Genomic DNA, 15,744 nt, shown 5'->3' on the forward strand with positions numbered 1-15,744 from the left:
CGTGGTGACCATGCAGCCGGGCACGGTTTTCTTCGAACGCTTCGGCCATGACGCCATCGTCGTGGTCGATCCGGCCAGTGGCGAAGCGACCTCATACAACTTCGGCTACTTCGATCCGTCCGAGGACGACTTCATCAGCCGCTTCGTGCGCGGCGACATGATGTATTACCTGGTGGCGCTGCCGCTGCAGCAGGACCTGTCGTACTACGACGAGACCGGCCGCGGTGCCAGCGTGCAGTGGCTGGACCTGCGCCCCGAACAGGCGCGTTCCCTGGCCGCTGACCTGGCCGAGCGGGCCAAGCCGGAAAACGCGCGCTACCACTACGATTACTACACCGCCAACTGCGCCACGATGGTACGCGACACGGTGGACAAGGCACTGGGCGGTGGCCTGCAGTCGCAGTTGTCGGGGCGTTCGCGCGGCAACACCTACCGCAGCGAGTCGGTGCGCCTGGCCTCGCCCGCCCCGTGGATGTGGCTGGGCTTCGATGTCGGCCTGGGGCCGTTCGCCGACCAGCCGCTGTCGCGCTGGCAGGAAGCATTCGTGCCGATGCGCTTGGCCGATGCGCTGCGCCAGGCACGCAACAGTGATGGCCGGCCGCTGGTGCAGTCCGAACAGGAACTGCTGCCGCACCGCATTGATCCGGAGCCGAAGGAGTTCGCGCGTCGTTGGTGGCCGTGGCTGCTGCTTGGTCTGGTCGTGGCCGGCGGCGTGCTGGCGCTGCGCAACCGGCCGCGCCTGCTGGCTGGGCTGGCCCTGCCGTTCTGGCTGTTGTGCGCCGTCGCCGGCAGCCTGCTGGTGTTCCTGTGGGGCTTCAGCACCCACTACGCCGCCTGGGCCAACCGCAACCTGCTGCTGCTTTCGCCGCTGGCCGTGCTGCTGCTGCCCGGAGCAATCAGCCTGCTGCGCCGGCGCGTGCCGGGGCGCATGTTCAGGATCGTGCTGTGGCTGCTGGCGGTACAGGCCGTGGCCGCGCTGGTGCTGCACTGGCTGAGCCTGCAGGCCCAGTACAACGTGCAGTGGATCGTACTGCTGTTGCCCGTGCACGCGGCACTGGCCTGGGTGTTGGGGCGCCGTCCTCACTTGTCCGAAACACGGCGCTGACGCACGATGGCGGGCATGTCATTGCCCGCCTCCGCTTCCGCCCCTGCTTCAGCCAACCCCGCCTGCGTCATCAACTGCGTCCACTATGATGACGAGGGCATACGCCACGATATCAGCCTGGACGCCATCAGCGATGTCATCGCCAGTGGCAATGGCTTCGTCTGGGTCGGCCTGTACGATCCCAACGACGATGTGCTGCTGAAACTGCAGGAAGAATTCTGCCTGCACGACCTGGCCATCGAGGATGCGCGCAACGCGCACCAGCGGCCCAAGGTCGAGACCTACGGCAATTCGATGTTCGTGGTGGTCACCACCGCGCAGATGGTCGACGAGCGCATCCAGTATGGCGAAACCCATGCCTTCCTCGGCCCGCGCTTCCTGGTGACGGTGCGCCACGGCGCCTCGCTGTCCTACGCGCCGGTACGTGCTCGAGTCGAGCGTGAGCCGCAGCTGCTGAAGATGGGCCCGTCGTACTGCCTGTACGCGGTGACCGACTTCGTGGTCGACAATTACCTGCCGATCGTGCACCGCTTCCGCGACACCCTGGACCTGCTGGAAAAGGACATCTTCGCCGAGAACTACAAGCGCAGCACCGTGGTGCGCCTGTACGAGCTCAAGCGCGAACTGAACAAGATGCGGATGGCGGTGGCGCCGCTGCAGGATGTGCTGGCCCAGCTGCGCCGTTACCAGGGCGAGCTGGTTCCGGACGAAGTGAAGCTGTACATCCGTGACGTGCACGACCACGCGGTACGCATCAGCGATGTGATCGACACCCTGCGCGAGATGCTGGGCACCGCGCTCAGCGTGAACCTGTCGCTGGTGACGCTGGCGCAGGGCGAGACGGTCAAGCGCCTCGGTGCGTGGGCCGCGCTGCTGGCGGCACCGACGCTGATCACCAGCTGGTACGGGATGAACTTCAGCCACATGCCGGAGCTGAGCCAACCGTGGGCCTACCCACTGATGATCGTTGGTGTGGGCGGCGTCTGCGTGGGCCTGTACCGGTTGTTCAAGCGCGCAAAGTGGTTGTGACCCGCTGGTGGTAGTGCCGGCCGCTGGCCGGCAACCAGGGCAATGCCGGCCAGCGGCCGGCATTGCCATTCGGCATCAAGCCACGTAAACGGTCTTGATGTTCATGAACTCATGGATGCCGTGGTCGGCCAGTTCCCGGCCAAAGCCAGACTGCTTGCTGCCGCCGAACGGCAGCCGCGCATCGCTTTTGACGATGGCATTGACGAAGGCCGCACCGCATTCCATGCGTTGCGCGAAGGCTTCGCCGCGCACCGGATCGCGCGTCCACACACTGCCGCCCAGGCCGAAGCGCGTGTCGTTGGCCACGCGCAGTGCCTCGCTCTCATCAGCGACCCGGATCACCGCAGCCACCGGACCGAACAGTTCCTCGTCGTAGGCCGGCATGCCCGGGCCGACCTGGTCGAGCACCGTGGCCGGATAGCCGGCATGGGTGCCGGCAATCGGCTCGCCGCCTATCAGCACCCGCGCACCCTTGGCCACGCTGGCCTGTACCTGCTTGTGCAGTTCATCGCGCAGATCGGCACGGGCCATCGGCGCCAGCGTGGTGCCCCGCTCATCGGGGTCGCCGTACTGGCGCTCGGCCGCAGCTTCAACGAAGCGGCGGGTGAATTCATCGGCTACCGCCTCGACCACGATGAACCGCTTGGCCGCGATGCAGGTCTGCCCGCTGTTGTCGAAGCGCGACTTCACCGCTGCCGCAACCGTCTTGCCGAGGTCGGCATCGTCGAGCACCACGAAGGCATCGCTGCCACCCAGCTCCATCACCGACTTCTTCAATTGGCTGCCGGCGTTGGAGGCGATCGAGCGCCCTGCCCGCTCGCTGCCGGTCAGCGTCACCGCCTTCACCCGTGCGTCGCGCAGCACGTCGGCGGCCTGGTCGTTGTCGATGTGCAGCACGTCGAACACGCCGTCCGGCAGGCCGCCATCACGGCACACCGCCAGGATCAGGTCGGCACACTGCGGCACGTTGCTGGCGTGCTTGAGCAGGGCCACGTTGCCGGCCATGAACGCCGGTGCGAGGAAGCGGAACACCTGCCAGATCGGGAAATTCCACGGCATCACCGCGAACACGCAGCCGATCGGCTCGTAGCGCACGTAGCTGCGCTGGGCTTCGGTGTCGATCAGCTGCGGCTTCAGATAGTCGGCCGCATGGTCGGCGTAGTACTCGCAGGCCGCCGCGCACTTGTCGACCTCGGCCAGCGCTTCGGCCTTGAGCTTGCCCATCTCGTGGGTCATCGCCTGCTGCAGGTCGTCGCGGCGCGTGCGCAGCTGCGCCGCGATCTGGCGCAGGATCGCGCCGCGTTCCTGCAGCGAACGCTCGGCCCAGCCGGGGAACGCATCGGCGGCGGCCTGCAGGCGCTGCTCGATGTCGGCAGCGCCCATCAGTTCATGGCGGTAGGTCACCTGGCCGGTGGCCGGGTCGACGATCTCGACGGTCATGGGGAATCTCCATCTGGAAGACCCCCATTGTGCGCCGCCGGCCGTGAGCCGGGTGTTGCCGGCACAGTGGACGGATCGTGTACTCAGCCGTTGTCCTGCCGCGCCAGCTGCAGGTCGCGCTGGCGCCGCTTCTCGGCGCGGGCATTGATGTACCAGCCGATCACCGCGGCGATCGATACCGCCGACACCAGCAGCGTGGCCAGTGCATTGATCTTCGGGCTGATGCCCATGCGCACCGATGCGAACACCTTCATCGGCAGCGTGGTCGAGCCCGGCGTGGCGACGAAGCTGGCCACCACCACGTCATCCAGCGACAGGGTGAACGCCAGCAGCCAGCCCGCCACCAGCGCCGGCGCGATGATCGGCAGGGTGATGCGGGTGAACACGGTCAGCCGGCTGGCCCCGAGGTCCATCGCGGCTTCTTCCAGCGACAGGTCCATTTCCTGCAGGCGCGAAGACACCACCACGGTGACGAAGCACAGGGTGAAGGTGACGTGCGCGATCCAGATGGTGGCCAGGCCGCGCGCCGGGAAGCCCGGAATCGCGCCCATCGAGGCCAGCAGCGCCATCAGCGAGAAGCCCAGGATCACATCCGGCATCACCAGCGGCGCGGTGACCAGCGCACCGAACAGCGGCTTGCCACGGAAGCGCTTGAAGCGGGTCATCACCATCGCCGCCAGCGTGCCCAGCACGGTGGCGGTACAGGCGGTCCAGAACGCCACCACCAGGCTGGTCCACATCGCATCCATCAGCGCGCGGTCGGCGAACAGGTCACTGTAGGCGCGGGTGGAAAACCCGGCCCAGACCATCGCCAGCCGCGAGCTGTTGAACGAATAGAACATCAACAGCAGGATCGGCAGGTACAGGAAGGCGAAGCCCAGCAGCAGCACGCCCAGCCCCAGGCCCTTGGCGGTACGCGGGCTCATGCCTGCTTCCCTTCCAGCAGGCGCTGCTGGGAACGGTTGAACAGCAGGATCGGCACCAGCAGCAACAGGATCATCGCCACCGCCATCGCCGAGGCACCCGGCCAGTTGCGGTTGTTGAAGAACTCGTTCCACAGCTGGCGGCCGACCATCAGCGTCTCCGAGCCACCCAGCATTTCCGGAATCACGAATTCACCCACTGCCGGGATCATCACCAGCATGCAGCCGGCGATGATGCCGGCCTTCGACAGCGGCAGGGTGATGCGGAGGAAGGCCTGCCATGGTTTGGCCCCCAGGTCGTAGGCCGCTTCCAGCAGGCGGTGGTCATGCTTGACCAGGTTGGCGTACAGCGGCAGCACCATGAACGGCAGGTAGCAGTAGACGATGCCGATGTAGGCCGCGGTCGGCGTATCGATCAACTGCAGTTTCGGCAGCCCCATCGACGTCATCAGCGCCTGCAGGCCGGTGAACTGCAGGAACTGGTCGAGCAGGCCGTTGCGGTCCAGGATCGCCTTCCACGCATACACGCGGATCAGGAACGAGGTCCACGACGGCAGCACCACCAGCATCATCGCCACGTTGCGTGCGGCCGGCGACAGGCGGGCGATGGCATAGGCCATCGGGTAGCCGATCAGCAGAGTCAGGAAGGTGGAGATGGCCGCGATCCTGATCGAGCTCAGGAAGGCCTGCGCATAGATCGAATCGCGGAACAGCGCCAGGTAATTCTCCAGGTTCAGCTTCAGCGAGAACCCGCCGTCCACGTACTGCAACAGCCAGGTATACGGCGGCGAGCCGACCCGGCTGAGCGAGAAACTGATCATCAGCACGATCAGGAACGGCACTGCGAAGAACAGCAGCAGCCACAGGTACGGAATGCCGATCACCGTGGCACGCAGCCCCGGCAGCCAGCGCTTCAGGCCGGCGACGCTCATGAGGTGAGCACCACGCCGTCGTTGTCGCGCCAGTGCACCCACACCTCGTCGCCCCAGGTGAAGCCATCACTGGCCCAGCGCTGCGAGTTGGCGAAGTTGGCCAGCACCTTGGCGCCGCTGGGCAGGCGCACGTGATAGACCGAGTGGCTGCCGAAGTAGGCGATGTCCTCGATCACGCCCTGCGCCTTGTTGGTGTGCCCTTCTGGCTCGTCCTTGCCGATCATCACCTTCTCCGGGCGCAGCGCGAACGCGACCGGCTGCCCTTCATAGCAGGTGATGCCATGGGCAATGTAGATCGGCGCCGGGAACAGCGGCGAGCGCACGGTCACGTACTCGGGCAGGTCCTCGTCGATCACCCCGTCAAACAGGTTGACCGAACCGATGAACTCGGCGACGAAGCGGTTGGCGGGCTGCTCATAGACCTCGTCCGGCTTGCCGACCTGCTGGATCCAGCCGGCATCCATCACCGCGATGCGGGTGGCCATGGTCATCGCTTCTTCCTGGTCGTGGGTGACCATCACGCAGGTCACGCCCGACGATTCGATGATGCTGACCAGTTCCAGCTGCATCTGCGAGCGCAGCTTCTTGTCCAGCGCGCCCATCGGTTCGTCCAGCAGCAGCAGCTTCGGCCCCTTGGCCAGCGACCGCGCCAGCGCCACGCGTTGCTGCTGGCCACCGGACAGCTGGTGCGGCTTGCGTTTGCCCAGGTGGCCCATCTGCACCAGGTCGAGCATCTCGCCGACGCGCTTGCTGATCGCGTCCTTGCCCAGGCCATCCTGCTTCAGGCCGAAGGCGATGTTCTGCTCGACCGTCATGTGCGGGAACAGGGCATAGGACTGGAACATCATGTTGACCGGCCGCTGGTACGGTGGCAGCGCGTCCAGGCGCTGGCCATCGACGGTGATGCTGCCCTTGGTGGGCGTCTCGAAGCCACCCAGGCAGCGCAGCAGGGTCGATTTACCACTGCCGGAGCCACCGAGCAGGGCAAAGATCTCGCCCTTGCGCACGTCCAGGTTGACGTCGTCGACGGCGACGAATCCGTCGAATTCCTTGCGCAGATCACGAATGGAGAGATAGCCGGGCGCACCGGTCGTGTCGACGACGGCGGCTACCGGCTGGGCTTCAACGGGCATGGGGGCTCCGGGAGCGGGCGGTGGACAGCGGCGGCCATTCTAACGGCCGGGGGCCGAAGGGGATATGACGGCAGTGGGTGGAAGCGGCCGCTGGCGCGCCCAGGCCTCCCGAGGTGTGTCGGTTTTCCCCCGCCATGGTGGCCTGTGCGCCGGGAGGCCCGGGGTCTCCTCGACGCCCGGACGGCCGTCCCGGCCAGACACCACGGGCGGCGGCCCGATCTGCAACATTTTTCAGAGCGGGATCCATTGAAAGCCCGGGACATTCCCCGCGCAATGCCCCGGATCTAGGCCTTGCATGGACCGACCCTGGTGATTTCCCCGGACAGCCCCTCCCCTTTCCCGCCCCGCCTGCCGGGCTGCCTGCCTGCACGGCTGCCGCTGGTCATCATCGGCGCCGGCCAGGCCGGGTTGTCGCTCAGCGCGCTCCTGCAGGAGGCCGGCGTCGAGCATCGCGTGCTGGAGGCCGAAACCGTGGGTGCCAGTTGGCGGCGACGCTGGGATTCGTTCCAGACCAACACCGCCAACGCGACCATGGCCCTGCATGGCCATGCCTATGCCGGGGATGACCCGGAAGGGTTCATGGGGGCCCCGGAAGTGATCCGACGGCTGCGCGACTATGCCGACGAGCGCTCGTTGCCGATCAGCGAAGGGTGCGTGGTCCATCGGGTCGGGCCCGAGTCCGGTGGCTATGCCATCGACAGCAGCCGGGGACTGATCCATGCCCAGGCGGTGGTGGTTGCCACCGGTGAATACCGCCGGGCGCGGTTGCCCCGGGCCCCGTTCGCGCCCGCAGCAGGCCTCACCATGCTGCACTCCAGCGACTACCGCGGTCCCGGCCAGCTACCCGAGGGCGCGGTGCTGGTCATCGGCGGCGGCCAGTCCGGCGCGCAGATCGCCCAGGACCTGCGCGACGGTGGTCGCAGCGTGTACTGGTCATTGGCCGAGCGTCATTCGCACACCCGTCGGCTGCGCGGCAAGGACTCGATGACCTGGTGGGACATGGCCGGGCGCATCCATCAACACGTAAGCCAATCGGCGGCCGTACTGGCAGGCGAGCCGGACGCGCTGCGCAAGGCCCGCACCGCGGAGTTCCCCCTGATTTCCGGCAAGGGAAGCGCCGGCCTGGGCAGTTCGATCAGCCTGCTGGCGATGCACCGTGCAGGCATCAGGTTGCTGGGCCGGTTGCAGGAATTCAATGGGAACACCGCCCGCTTCGCCGATGTCCGCCCGCAACTTCGCGCCGCGATCGAAGCGACGCGGGCCGAGTATGCCTATCTCGATTCGCTGGCCAGCGCGTACTACGCCACGCGGCCCGAACCGCGCACCGACGATGCCCGCTACATTCCCGAAGAGGTCTACTTGCACTGGGAGCCGGAACCGTCCCCGTGCGAGCTGGATCTGCCGTCCACAGACATCCGCTCGGTGGTGCTGGCCACCGGTTTCGCCGCCGAGTGGCCCTGGCTCGATGTGCAGGGCGCGCTGGATGCCCACGGCTATCCGCTGGGCGAGTTTGGCGTTTCCCCGCAACCGGGCCTGTTCTTCATCGGCATGCACAACCTGCAGCGGATGAGTTCGTCGTTCCTGTGCAACGGCGGCCGCGATGCACGCGACCTGCTGCCGGCCATCCTGAGGCACCTTGGCGAGGGCGGCGGTACCGATTCCGGCACGGTGAAGCAAGGCGGCCGCCGGGCAACGCCCGGCGGCGCCAGACCCGCTTAACGGCCGGTCTTCACCTCGGTCCACAGCCGGGTGTAGAGCTTGTCGGTCTCCGGCGTGTTGATCGAGTAGGTGAACATCTTCTCGGCCACGTCAGCCGGCGGATAGATCGTCGGGTCGGTGCGGATCGCCTCGTCCACCAGCGGTGTCGCGGCCGGGATCGGGTTGGCGTAGTGGATGAAGTTGGTGTTGGCCGCGGCGACCTTCGGTTCCAGCAGATAGTTGATGAACCTGTAAGCCGCTTCCGGGTGCTTGGCGTCCTTCGGGATCGCCAGCATGTCGAACCACTGCGGCGCACCTTCCTTCGGGATCGAATAAGCCACGTGCACGCCATTGCTGGCTTCCTCGGCGCGGTCGCGGGCCTGGATGATGTCACCGGACCAGCCGACCACCAGGCAGGTGCCGCCGTTGGCCAGCGAGCCGACGTACTGCGAGGAGTGGAAATTCTGCACGTACGGGCGGATCGACTTCAGCAGGTCGGCCGCCTTCTGCAGTTCGGCCGGGTCGCCGCTGTGCGGATCCAGGCCCAGGTAATGCAGCGCGATCGGGATCATGTCGGCCGGCGTGTCCAGGATGGTCACGCCGCAGTCCTTCATCTTGCTGATGTTCTCCGGCTTGAACACCAGGTCCCAGCTGTTGGCGATATCGGTGCTGCCGCCGAAGCGCTGCTTCAGCATGTCCACGTTGTAGCCGATGCCGGTGGTGCCGATCATGTACGGCACGCCGTACTGGTTGCCCGGGTCCTGGGTGGCGATGCGCTTCATCACCGCCGGATCGAGGTTGGCCAGGTTCGGGATCTTGCTCTTGTCCAGCGGCAGGAACACGCCGGCCTGGATCTGGCGGCCGAAGAAGTTCAGGGTCGGCACCACCACGTCGTAGCCGCTGTTGCCGGCCAGCAGCTTGGTCTCGACCATCTCATCGCTGTCGAACACATCGTAGGTCACCCTGATGCCGCTCTCCTTCTCGAAGGTCGGAATGGTGTCCTCGGCGATGTAATCGCTGTAGTTGTAGACGTTCAGGACCTGGCTGTCCTGCGCGCCGCCGTTGCCACCGCCACAGGCGGCAAGCATGGCGGAGGCCAGGCCGAGCGTGAGGATACGCAGCTTCATCGGGTGCTCCAGAATGCGGGAAGGGGGGCCGGCGGGGCCGGCGACGGGTGCCAGCCTACCCCCCGGCGGCGGATTTTTCTATTCCAGATGCTCAGACGTTCAGCAGCAGGAACTCGCGCTCCCACGAGCTGATGACGCGGAAAAAGGTCTCGTATTCCTTGCGCTTGACCGAGATGTAGGCGCGGCAGAAACGCTCGCCCAGCAGGGCCTGGAGCTCGCTGCACTGCTCCAGCCCGTCCAGCGCCTCGCCCAGCGAGCGCGGCAGGTTGTAGCCCAGTTCCTTCGCGCTGCCGGTCACCGGCGCGTCCGGCGCCAGCCGCTCGCGGATGCCGAGCAGGCCGCAGGCCAGGGTGGCCGCCATTGCCAGGTACGGATTGGCGTCGGAACCAGCGAACCGGCTCTCCACGCGCATGTTTTCCGGTGTATCCAGCGGCACGCGCAGGCCGCAGGTACGGTTGTCGAAACCCCAGTGCACGTTGCTCGGCGAGACCTCGCCGAACACCAGGCGTCGGTAGGAATTCACGTTCGGCGCGAAGAACGCCATCGCCTGCGGCGCGTACTTCTGCAGACCGCCCAGGTAGTGGCCGAACACCGGGCTGAACTCACCCTCAGCATCGGTCTCGCCAGCGAACACATTGCTGCCATCGCTCACCCGCACCAGGCTCTGGTGGATGTGCATGGCACTACCGGGCTCGTTCTCCATGGGCTTGGCCAGGAACGTGGCGTACACCCCGTGGCGCATCGCCGCCTCGCGCATGGTGCGCTTGAACAGGAACACCTGGTCGGCCAGGTCCATCGCATCGGCATGGGTGAAGTTCACCTCCAGCTGTGCTGCGCCGGATTCGTGGATCAGCGTGTCCACGTCCAGCTTCATCGCATCGGCGTAGTCGTACATCAGGTCGAGGATCGGGTCGAACTCGTTGACCGCGTCGATCGAGTACGACTGCCGCGCGGTCTCCGGGCGCCCCGAGCGACCGGCCGGTGGCAGCAGCGGGAAGTCCGGGTCGGTATTCTTCTGCACCAGGAAGAACTCCAGCTCCGGCGCCACCACCGGACGCAGGCCCAGTTCCGCATAAGCCGCCAGTACGCGGCGCAGCACGTTGCGCGGCGCAAGCTCGTGCGGTTCGCCGCTCTTGGTGTAGCAATCGTGGATGACCTGCGCGGTGGCATCGGCTGCCCACGGCACCATGCGCACCGTATCCGGATCGGGCCGCAGCATCATGTCCGAGTCCGACGGCGAGGTCAGGTCGTAGTAATCGTCAGGGAACTCGCCGGTGACGGTGGTGGCGAAGATGCCTTCCGGCAGGCGCGTGCCGTAATCGTGCGAGAACTTGTCGGCAGGAATGATCTTGCCGCGGGCGTTGCCGGTGATGTCCGGCACCAGGCATTCCACCTCGGTGATGCGCCGCTCCTTCAGCCAGCGCAGCAGGCTGCTTTCCTGCGGTGCGGGGGGCGTGGCCGTCTTGCGCGGGCGCGTTCGGGAACTCATCGGGAATCCAGTCGGTTCTGTTGGTGCTGCCGGCAAGCTTGGCCGAACGCACGGAAAATAGCGTGATAGAACGGCGTCTGCGTGACACGCCACTCCGGATGCCACTGTACGCCGAGCACAAATCCATGGTGCAGGCTGCGCGCTGCCTCGACCAGTCCGTCATCGGCCATGGCCTCGACCTGCAGGCCCTGCGCGAGGCGGGCGATGCCCTGTCCGTGCACCGAATTGACCTGCGCGCGGCTACTGCCGTGCCACTGCGCCAGCCAGCCATCGGTGACCAGGGTCACCGCATGGGCCGGCCCATACTGCACTTCCACCGGCGCCTGCGGGTCTTCGCGATGGTCGGCCAGGCCGGGCACCGCATGCACCTGCGGATGCAGGCTGCCACCCAGCGCGACGTTCAATTCCTGGAAACCGCGACAGATCGCCAGCACCGGCAGGTCCAGCGCCAGCGCTTCGTGCAGCAACGCAAAGGCATTGGCATCCCGGGCCGGATCATGCGGATTGCCTGGCCAGCTGCGGCCACCCTCGTAGTGCTGCGGTTCGATATTGCTGACCGCGCCGGTCAACAGCAGGCCATCGAGCCCAAGCAGCCAGTCGCTGGCCGGCAACGGTGGCTGCAGGCTCGGCAACACCACCGGGGTCACCTCGGCCGCCTCGGCCAGCGCGCGCACGTACTTCTCGCCGGCCACCGCGAAACGGTGGTGGCCGAGCACGGTGCTGTCGGTGGGCAGGCCCACCCAGGGCAGGCGGCGCATGGGGACACTCCTTGGCGTGCCGACACGTTACCCGTCGCCTGGCAACGGCGGCAAGTCGCTGCCGTCACACCGCAGCTGCCGCGCATCGGCGAAACTACCGGGGTGAACGCTGATCGACCTGCCCCGCTTCGCCTTCCCGCACTGCGCCCGCGAGGCCTGCAGTGAGCGCCGCGTTTCCGCCCAGCTGGTATGCCTCCAGCCTGCCCGAACCGCCCGCACTGCCCTCGTTGCAGGGGCAGGTGCAGGCCGACGTTGCGGTGCTGGGCGCCGGCTATACCGGCCTGACCGCCGCACTGGAACTGGCCGCGCGTGGCCAGCGCGTGGTAGTGCTGGACGCACAGCGGGTCGGCTGGGGCGCGTCCGGCCGCAATGGTGGCCAGGCGCTGGCCGGCTATGGCTGCGAGGTGGACGAACTGGAGCGTCAGCTCGGCCGTGACGATGCGCGCCACCTGTTCGACTGGTCGCGCGAAGCGGTACAGGCGATGCGCAGGCGCATCGATCGCCATGGTATCGACTGCCATTGGGTGGAGGGCCACGCCAGCGTCGCCATCCGCGAACGCCACGAGCGCGACCTGCACGCCAACTGCGAGCACCTTCAGCGCCACTACGACTACCCGATGCAGTGGTGGGACCGTGATGCCCTGCGCGCGCAGCTGGACAGCCCGCGCTACCGCGCCGCGATGTTCGATCCGCACAGCGCGCACTTGCACCCGCTGGCCTATGCGCGTGGCCTGGCCGATGCGGCGCGCGCGGCCGGCGTGGTGATCCACGAGAACTCCGCAGTGACCCGCGTGCAGCGCGGACCGCAGCCCACCCTGCATACCGCGCGGGGCAGCGTGCGCGCTGCGCACCTGGTGGTTGCCGGCAATGCCTGGCTGCAGGGCCTGCTGCCCGAGCTGGAACGCCGGATCATGCCGGTCGGCACCTATATCGGCGCCAGCGCGCCGCTCGGTGCCGAGCGCGCCCGCGCCCTGATCGGCAACAACATGGCCGTGGCCGACACCGCGTGGGCACTGGACTATTTCCGCCTCAGCCACGATCACCGGCTGCTGTTCGGCGGTCGCGCCAGTTACTCGGCGTTGCCCCCACCCGGCCTGCACGGGGTGATGCAGCGGCGCATGCACCAGGTGTTTCCACAACTGGCCGACGTGCCGCTGGAGCAGGTCTGGGGCGGTTACGTGGACATCACCCGCAACCGCGCCCCGCATTGGGGCCGGCTGGACGGCAACCTGTACTTCGCGCAGGGGTTCTCCGGCCATGGGGTGGCCGCCGCCGGGCTGGCCGGCGAAGTCATCGCCGCCGCGATTGCCGGCCAGAGCGAGCGCCTGGACGTGTTCCAGCGGCTGCGGCATGCGCCTTTCCCTGGCGGCCGGCTGCTGCGCACGCCGCTGCTGGTGGCGGCGATGTCGTGGTACAAGCTGCGGGATGCGTTGTGGTGAAGATTCTGCATCTCCACCTGTATTGAACGTTCTGACAAGCGCACCGCAGCGCTGATCGTGCTGCACACGTCACAGATTTTCACGCAACATGTGTGATGGATGGTTGGTCAATTACCTAAATGCGCAGCTGTGCAATTGCATAATCGTTCGCAGACCGATAACGTCCTGAGAAACCGGGCCCCGCGGCGAATGGAAGCTGACAGGGGACACGTAGGAGAGGGGGACGTGCGATTGGACTGGTGGAAAGAAGGATTGTTGCTGAAGGTGCGCATTCGTCCGGCTGGCCTGATGCTTGCCTTGCTTTATGCAGTTGCCTATTGGGCAACCCGACAGCTGTCGCTGGATCAGTTCTATTTGCCAGCCGGCATCCGGGTGGCGGCCGTACTGTTGTGCCCGCCGCGCCTGTGGCCTTATCTGCTGCTGGGCGAATATGCGTACTTTGCACAGTCCCGCGTGCCAATGATCGAGAAGTACGGCCTGACATGGGTCATTGTTGCCTCCGCGTTCCTCATGCCCGCAGTGATGTTGATTGTGAAGCTGCAACGGCGACTGATGGCGGAGTCGCAGACGATCGGCCTCTTGTTGATTGCCGCCGCTTCCAGCGTCGTTATTACTCTGCTGAACCTCAGCTTTTCCCATCTGCTCTGGCCAACACCCCCTTCCACGCCCTTCCTGACCAATGCGGCGCGTTACAGCGTGGGCGACTTCATCGGCATTCTGACGGTGGCCCCCATCGCCATGCTGTGGGCGCGACAGGACGTGGGGCAGGAGTGGAACGCTGGACGAAAGACCCCGATGCTGGCGGCACTTTCGTTGATGCTGCTGATCGGGATAGCAGCAACTCAACTGCCCGCAGACTGGGTTGCGCTGAAGGCAACGCTCCTGCTGCTGTTGGCACTCCCCGCGGCCGCACTTACCTGCCTGTATGGCTGGAAGGGTGCCGCCCTTGCAGTGCCGGTGCTCAACATGGTCATCGGCCTGACCACGCCCAACACACATCCAACCGCATTCGATCCAGCGGCCTTCATCACCCAGCAGATCATGGCGATCAGCGGCATCGTATTGCTGTTGCTCGGATCACGCATCACCCACTTCTACCATCGTTACAGGCTGCGCGAGATGGGGGAAAGGGACGCCATCCATCTTGCGAGGAGCTCGCAATTGGCCAGCGAGATGGAGCTGCGTGAGCGTGCCCTGCACCTTCGCAAGCTCGGCGACGGCATTGATACGTCGCTGGTTGAGCTGGCCGACTGGCTCAAGGCCCAGGGACATCACGCAGTGGCCAGCAGCCTTCTGCATACCTCAAATGTACATTCGCGGCTCTTTCGCGAACAGACAAGCATGGTCTATCCCTCGGGCCTGGAGCATCTTGGGCTTTACGTGGCTTTGCAGGCTGGCGGCATCCGCGAGTCATGGAGGCTGACGGAGCGCGTTCTCCGCCCGGATCTGAAGGGCGACCCCTGCAACCTGAGCGTGGAACTGCAGTTGGCCGCTTACCGAACACTCATTGATGCGGTCTCCATTCTTCTCAAGCATGAAGGTGGCCAGATTCGCATTCGTGCAAGGTGCGGCGGAATGGGTTCCAGGCGCGGAATCCTCATGGTCGTGTCGCTGCTGGAGTCGCGTCGGCGCCTTTCCCAGCAGACAACCATGGCAGCGTTCGAGCGGCTGTCCGGGCGAACCCTGCCCTATGACGGGACCGTTGACTGCTATGGCAACCGGGTCAGGATTCTGTTCCTCGACCGTGAATCAAAACTTGAGGCAGTGCCCAGCGCTCCATCGCAGTACAGCTGCCCCGCACCCTCTGCGCTGCAGTAGTGCATTTCACAGTCAAGCGGCCGGAGCGAACCAAAGCAGCGGAATCGCATAAGCGTCCCGCTCATCCCCTGGCCAAGGGCGTCATGGGCACCCGGCGAACATCCGGGTGCCCATGCAGTCTGACACTGGCGCTCTCCGATATCCCGGCAACAGGCAGTATCAGGGTGCCTCTACCGCCCACAACACATCAGCTCCGCCAGCATATCTGACCAGCGTGAATGCGGAAGACCGATAGACAACCGTTCTGGTGGCTTTTGCGGGAACAGGCAGGCGCTGCTCCGGCAACGACACCCTCGCAGATGGGTCACCTGCCGGCAGCACCCAGAACGTGCCCGCAGCATTGCCGATCACGATGTGCACGTGCCCTGCGAGATCGTTTACCTGGAAATAGTCCATGCCATCGCGCTCGAACCCATAGACCAACCAGCCGGGATCCACGCTCAGGTCCTGTGCCTGCGGAATCGACTGGCCGAGTCCTTGGCCGGCCATCTTGATTCCATGGTCGTCACCCGGGGCAAAAGCAAAAACGGATACCGGCACCAACATCAATGCACCAGCAAATGCATGAATTCGGAAACTTCTCACACTAACCTCCAGGTTGGATGCAATACGGATCAAGAAGGATGCTACCGCCAATCGCATCAGCATATACCGGGCGGACTCCGTAGTGCCCATGGGACATAATCCACTGGATCGATGCAAACCCATGCCACGCCGATGCTGCGTCCGAAATCGCCAATACCTGCATCGAAACCCGCCACGGTGCAGGTCAGTGGCATCTGAGACAAGGACCTGGACAAGCGCGTGTAACTGCAGGACATCGTCGATTGTGTGATGGGGAACACAGCGGACA

13 protein-coding genes are annotated in these 15,744 nt (G+C 65.8%); 5 read left to right on the top strand and 8 right to left on the bottom strand.

Annotated features, from left to right (window positions below):
- Both N5E02_RS11595 and N5E02_RS11600 read left to right on the top strand, forming a co-directional pair.
- On the top strand, positions 1–1,105 hold a 1,105-nt coding region (locus N5E02_RS11595; protein ID WP_279946279.1), incomplete at its 5' end, for a DUF4105 domain-containing protein.
- Positions 1,106–1,111: 6 nt separating this feature from the next.
- Positions 1,112–2,134, top strand: a complete 1,023-nt coding sequence (locus N5E02_RS11600) for a magnesium and cobalt transport protein CorA (protein WP_065177395.1) — start codon at positions 1,112–1,114, stop codon at positions 2,132–2,134.
- A gap of 75 nt (positions 2,135–2,209) precedes the next feature.
- Here N5E02_RS11600 and N5E02_RS11605 read toward each other — a convergent pair whose 3' ends face one another.
- The 4 genes from N5E02_RS11605 to potA form a co-directional block, all read right to left on the bottom strand.
- The gene (locus N5E02_RS11605) at positions 2,210–3,574 is read right to left on the bottom strand and encodes an NAD-dependent succinate-semialdehyde dehydrogenase (RefSeq protein ID WP_005415929.1); all 1,365 of its coding nucleotides are present in this window, start codon (positions 3,572–3,574) and stop codon (positions 2,210–2,212) included.
- A gap of 83 nt (positions 3,575–3,657) precedes the next feature.
- Positions 3,658–4,500, bottom strand: a complete 843-nt coding sequence (locus N5E02_RS11610; protein ID WP_005415928.1) for an ABC transporter permease subunit — start codon at positions 4,498–4,500, stop codon at positions 3,658–3,660.
- The gene (locus N5E02_RS11615) at positions 4,497–5,429 is read right to left on the bottom strand and encodes an ABC transporter permease subunit (RefSeq protein WP_005415927.1); all 933 of its coding nucleotides are present in this window, start codon (positions 5,427–5,429) and stop codon (positions 4,497–4,499) included. Before N5E02_RS11615 ends, N5E02_RS11610 begins: the two co-directional genes overlap by 4 nt.
- On the bottom strand, positions 5,426–6,562 hold the full coding sequence (potA, locus tag N5E02_RS11620; protein ID WP_005415926.1) for a polyamine ABC transporter ATP-binding protein: 1,137 nt from the start codon (positions 6,560–6,562) through the stop codon (positions 5,426–5,428). The genes N5E02_RS11615 and potA overlap by 4 nt, the downstream gene beginning before the upstream one ends.
- 291 nt (positions 6,563–6,853) lie before the next feature.
- Here potA and N5E02_RS11625 point away from each other — a divergent pair, with 291 nt between their 5' ends.
- Entirely contained in the window at positions 6,854–8,281 is a 1,428-nt protein-coding gene (locus N5E02_RS11625; protein WP_279946280.1) for an NAD(P)-binding domain-containing protein, read from the top strand.
- Here the strand turns inward: N5E02_RS11625 and N5E02_RS11630 are convergent.
- From N5E02_RS11630 to N5E02_RS11640, 3 genes are all read right to left on the bottom strand, one after another.
- Positions 8,278–9,387 carry a polyamine ABC transporter substrate-binding protein gene (locus N5E02_RS11630; protein WP_065186097.1) on the bottom strand — a complete coding sequence of 370 codons (1,110 nt, stop codon included), beginning with the start codon at positions 9,385–9,387 and terminating at the stop codon, positions 8,278–8,280. The genes N5E02_RS11625 and N5E02_RS11630 overlap by 4 nt on opposite strands.
- 91 nt (positions 9,388–9,478) lie before the next feature.
- Entirely contained in the window at positions 9,479–10,876 is a 1,398-nt protein-coding gene (locus N5E02_RS11635) for a glutamine synthetase family protein (protein ID WP_005415923.1), read from the bottom strand.
- Positions 10,873–11,634 (bottom strand): gamma-glutamyl-gamma-aminobutyrate hydrolase family protein, encoded by a 762-nt coding sequence (locus N5E02_RS11640; protein ID WP_235649772.1) that lies wholly within the window; start codon positions 11,632–11,634, stop codon positions 10,873–10,875. Before N5E02_RS11640 ends, N5E02_RS11635 begins: the two co-directional genes overlap by 4 nt.
- 200 nt (positions 11,635–11,834) lie before the next feature.
- Here N5E02_RS11640 and N5E02_RS11645 point away from each other — a divergent pair, with 200 nt between their 5' ends.
- A complete protein-coding gene (locus N5E02_RS11645; protein ID WP_194442127.1) occupies positions 11,835–13,073 on the top strand; it encodes an FAD-binding oxidoreductase in 1,239 nt (412 codons plus the stop codon).
- A 225-nt stretch (positions 13,074–13,298) separates the two neighbouring features.
- Entirely contained in the window at positions 13,299–14,891 is a 1,593-nt protein-coding gene (locus tag N5E02_RS11650) for an MASE1 domain-containing protein (RefSeq protein WP_279946281.1), read from the top strand.
- A 159-nt stretch (positions 14,892–15,050) separates the two neighbouring features.
- On the opposite strand, the gene N5E02_RS11655 is transcribed toward N5E02_RS11650, so the two are convergent.
- Entirely contained in the window at positions 15,051–15,539 is a 489-nt protein-coding gene (locus N5E02_RS11655; protein WP_032954065.1) for a hypothetical protein, read from the bottom strand.
- Positions 15,540–15,744: the final 205 nt, after the last annotated feature.

The sequence above is a fragment of the Stenotrophomonas sp. GD03777 genome (assembly GCF_029842485.1).
Classification (GTDB): domain Bacteria; phylum Pseudomonadota; class Gammaproteobacteria; order Xanthomonadales; family Xanthomonadaceae; genus Stenotrophomonas; species Stenotrophomonas sepilia.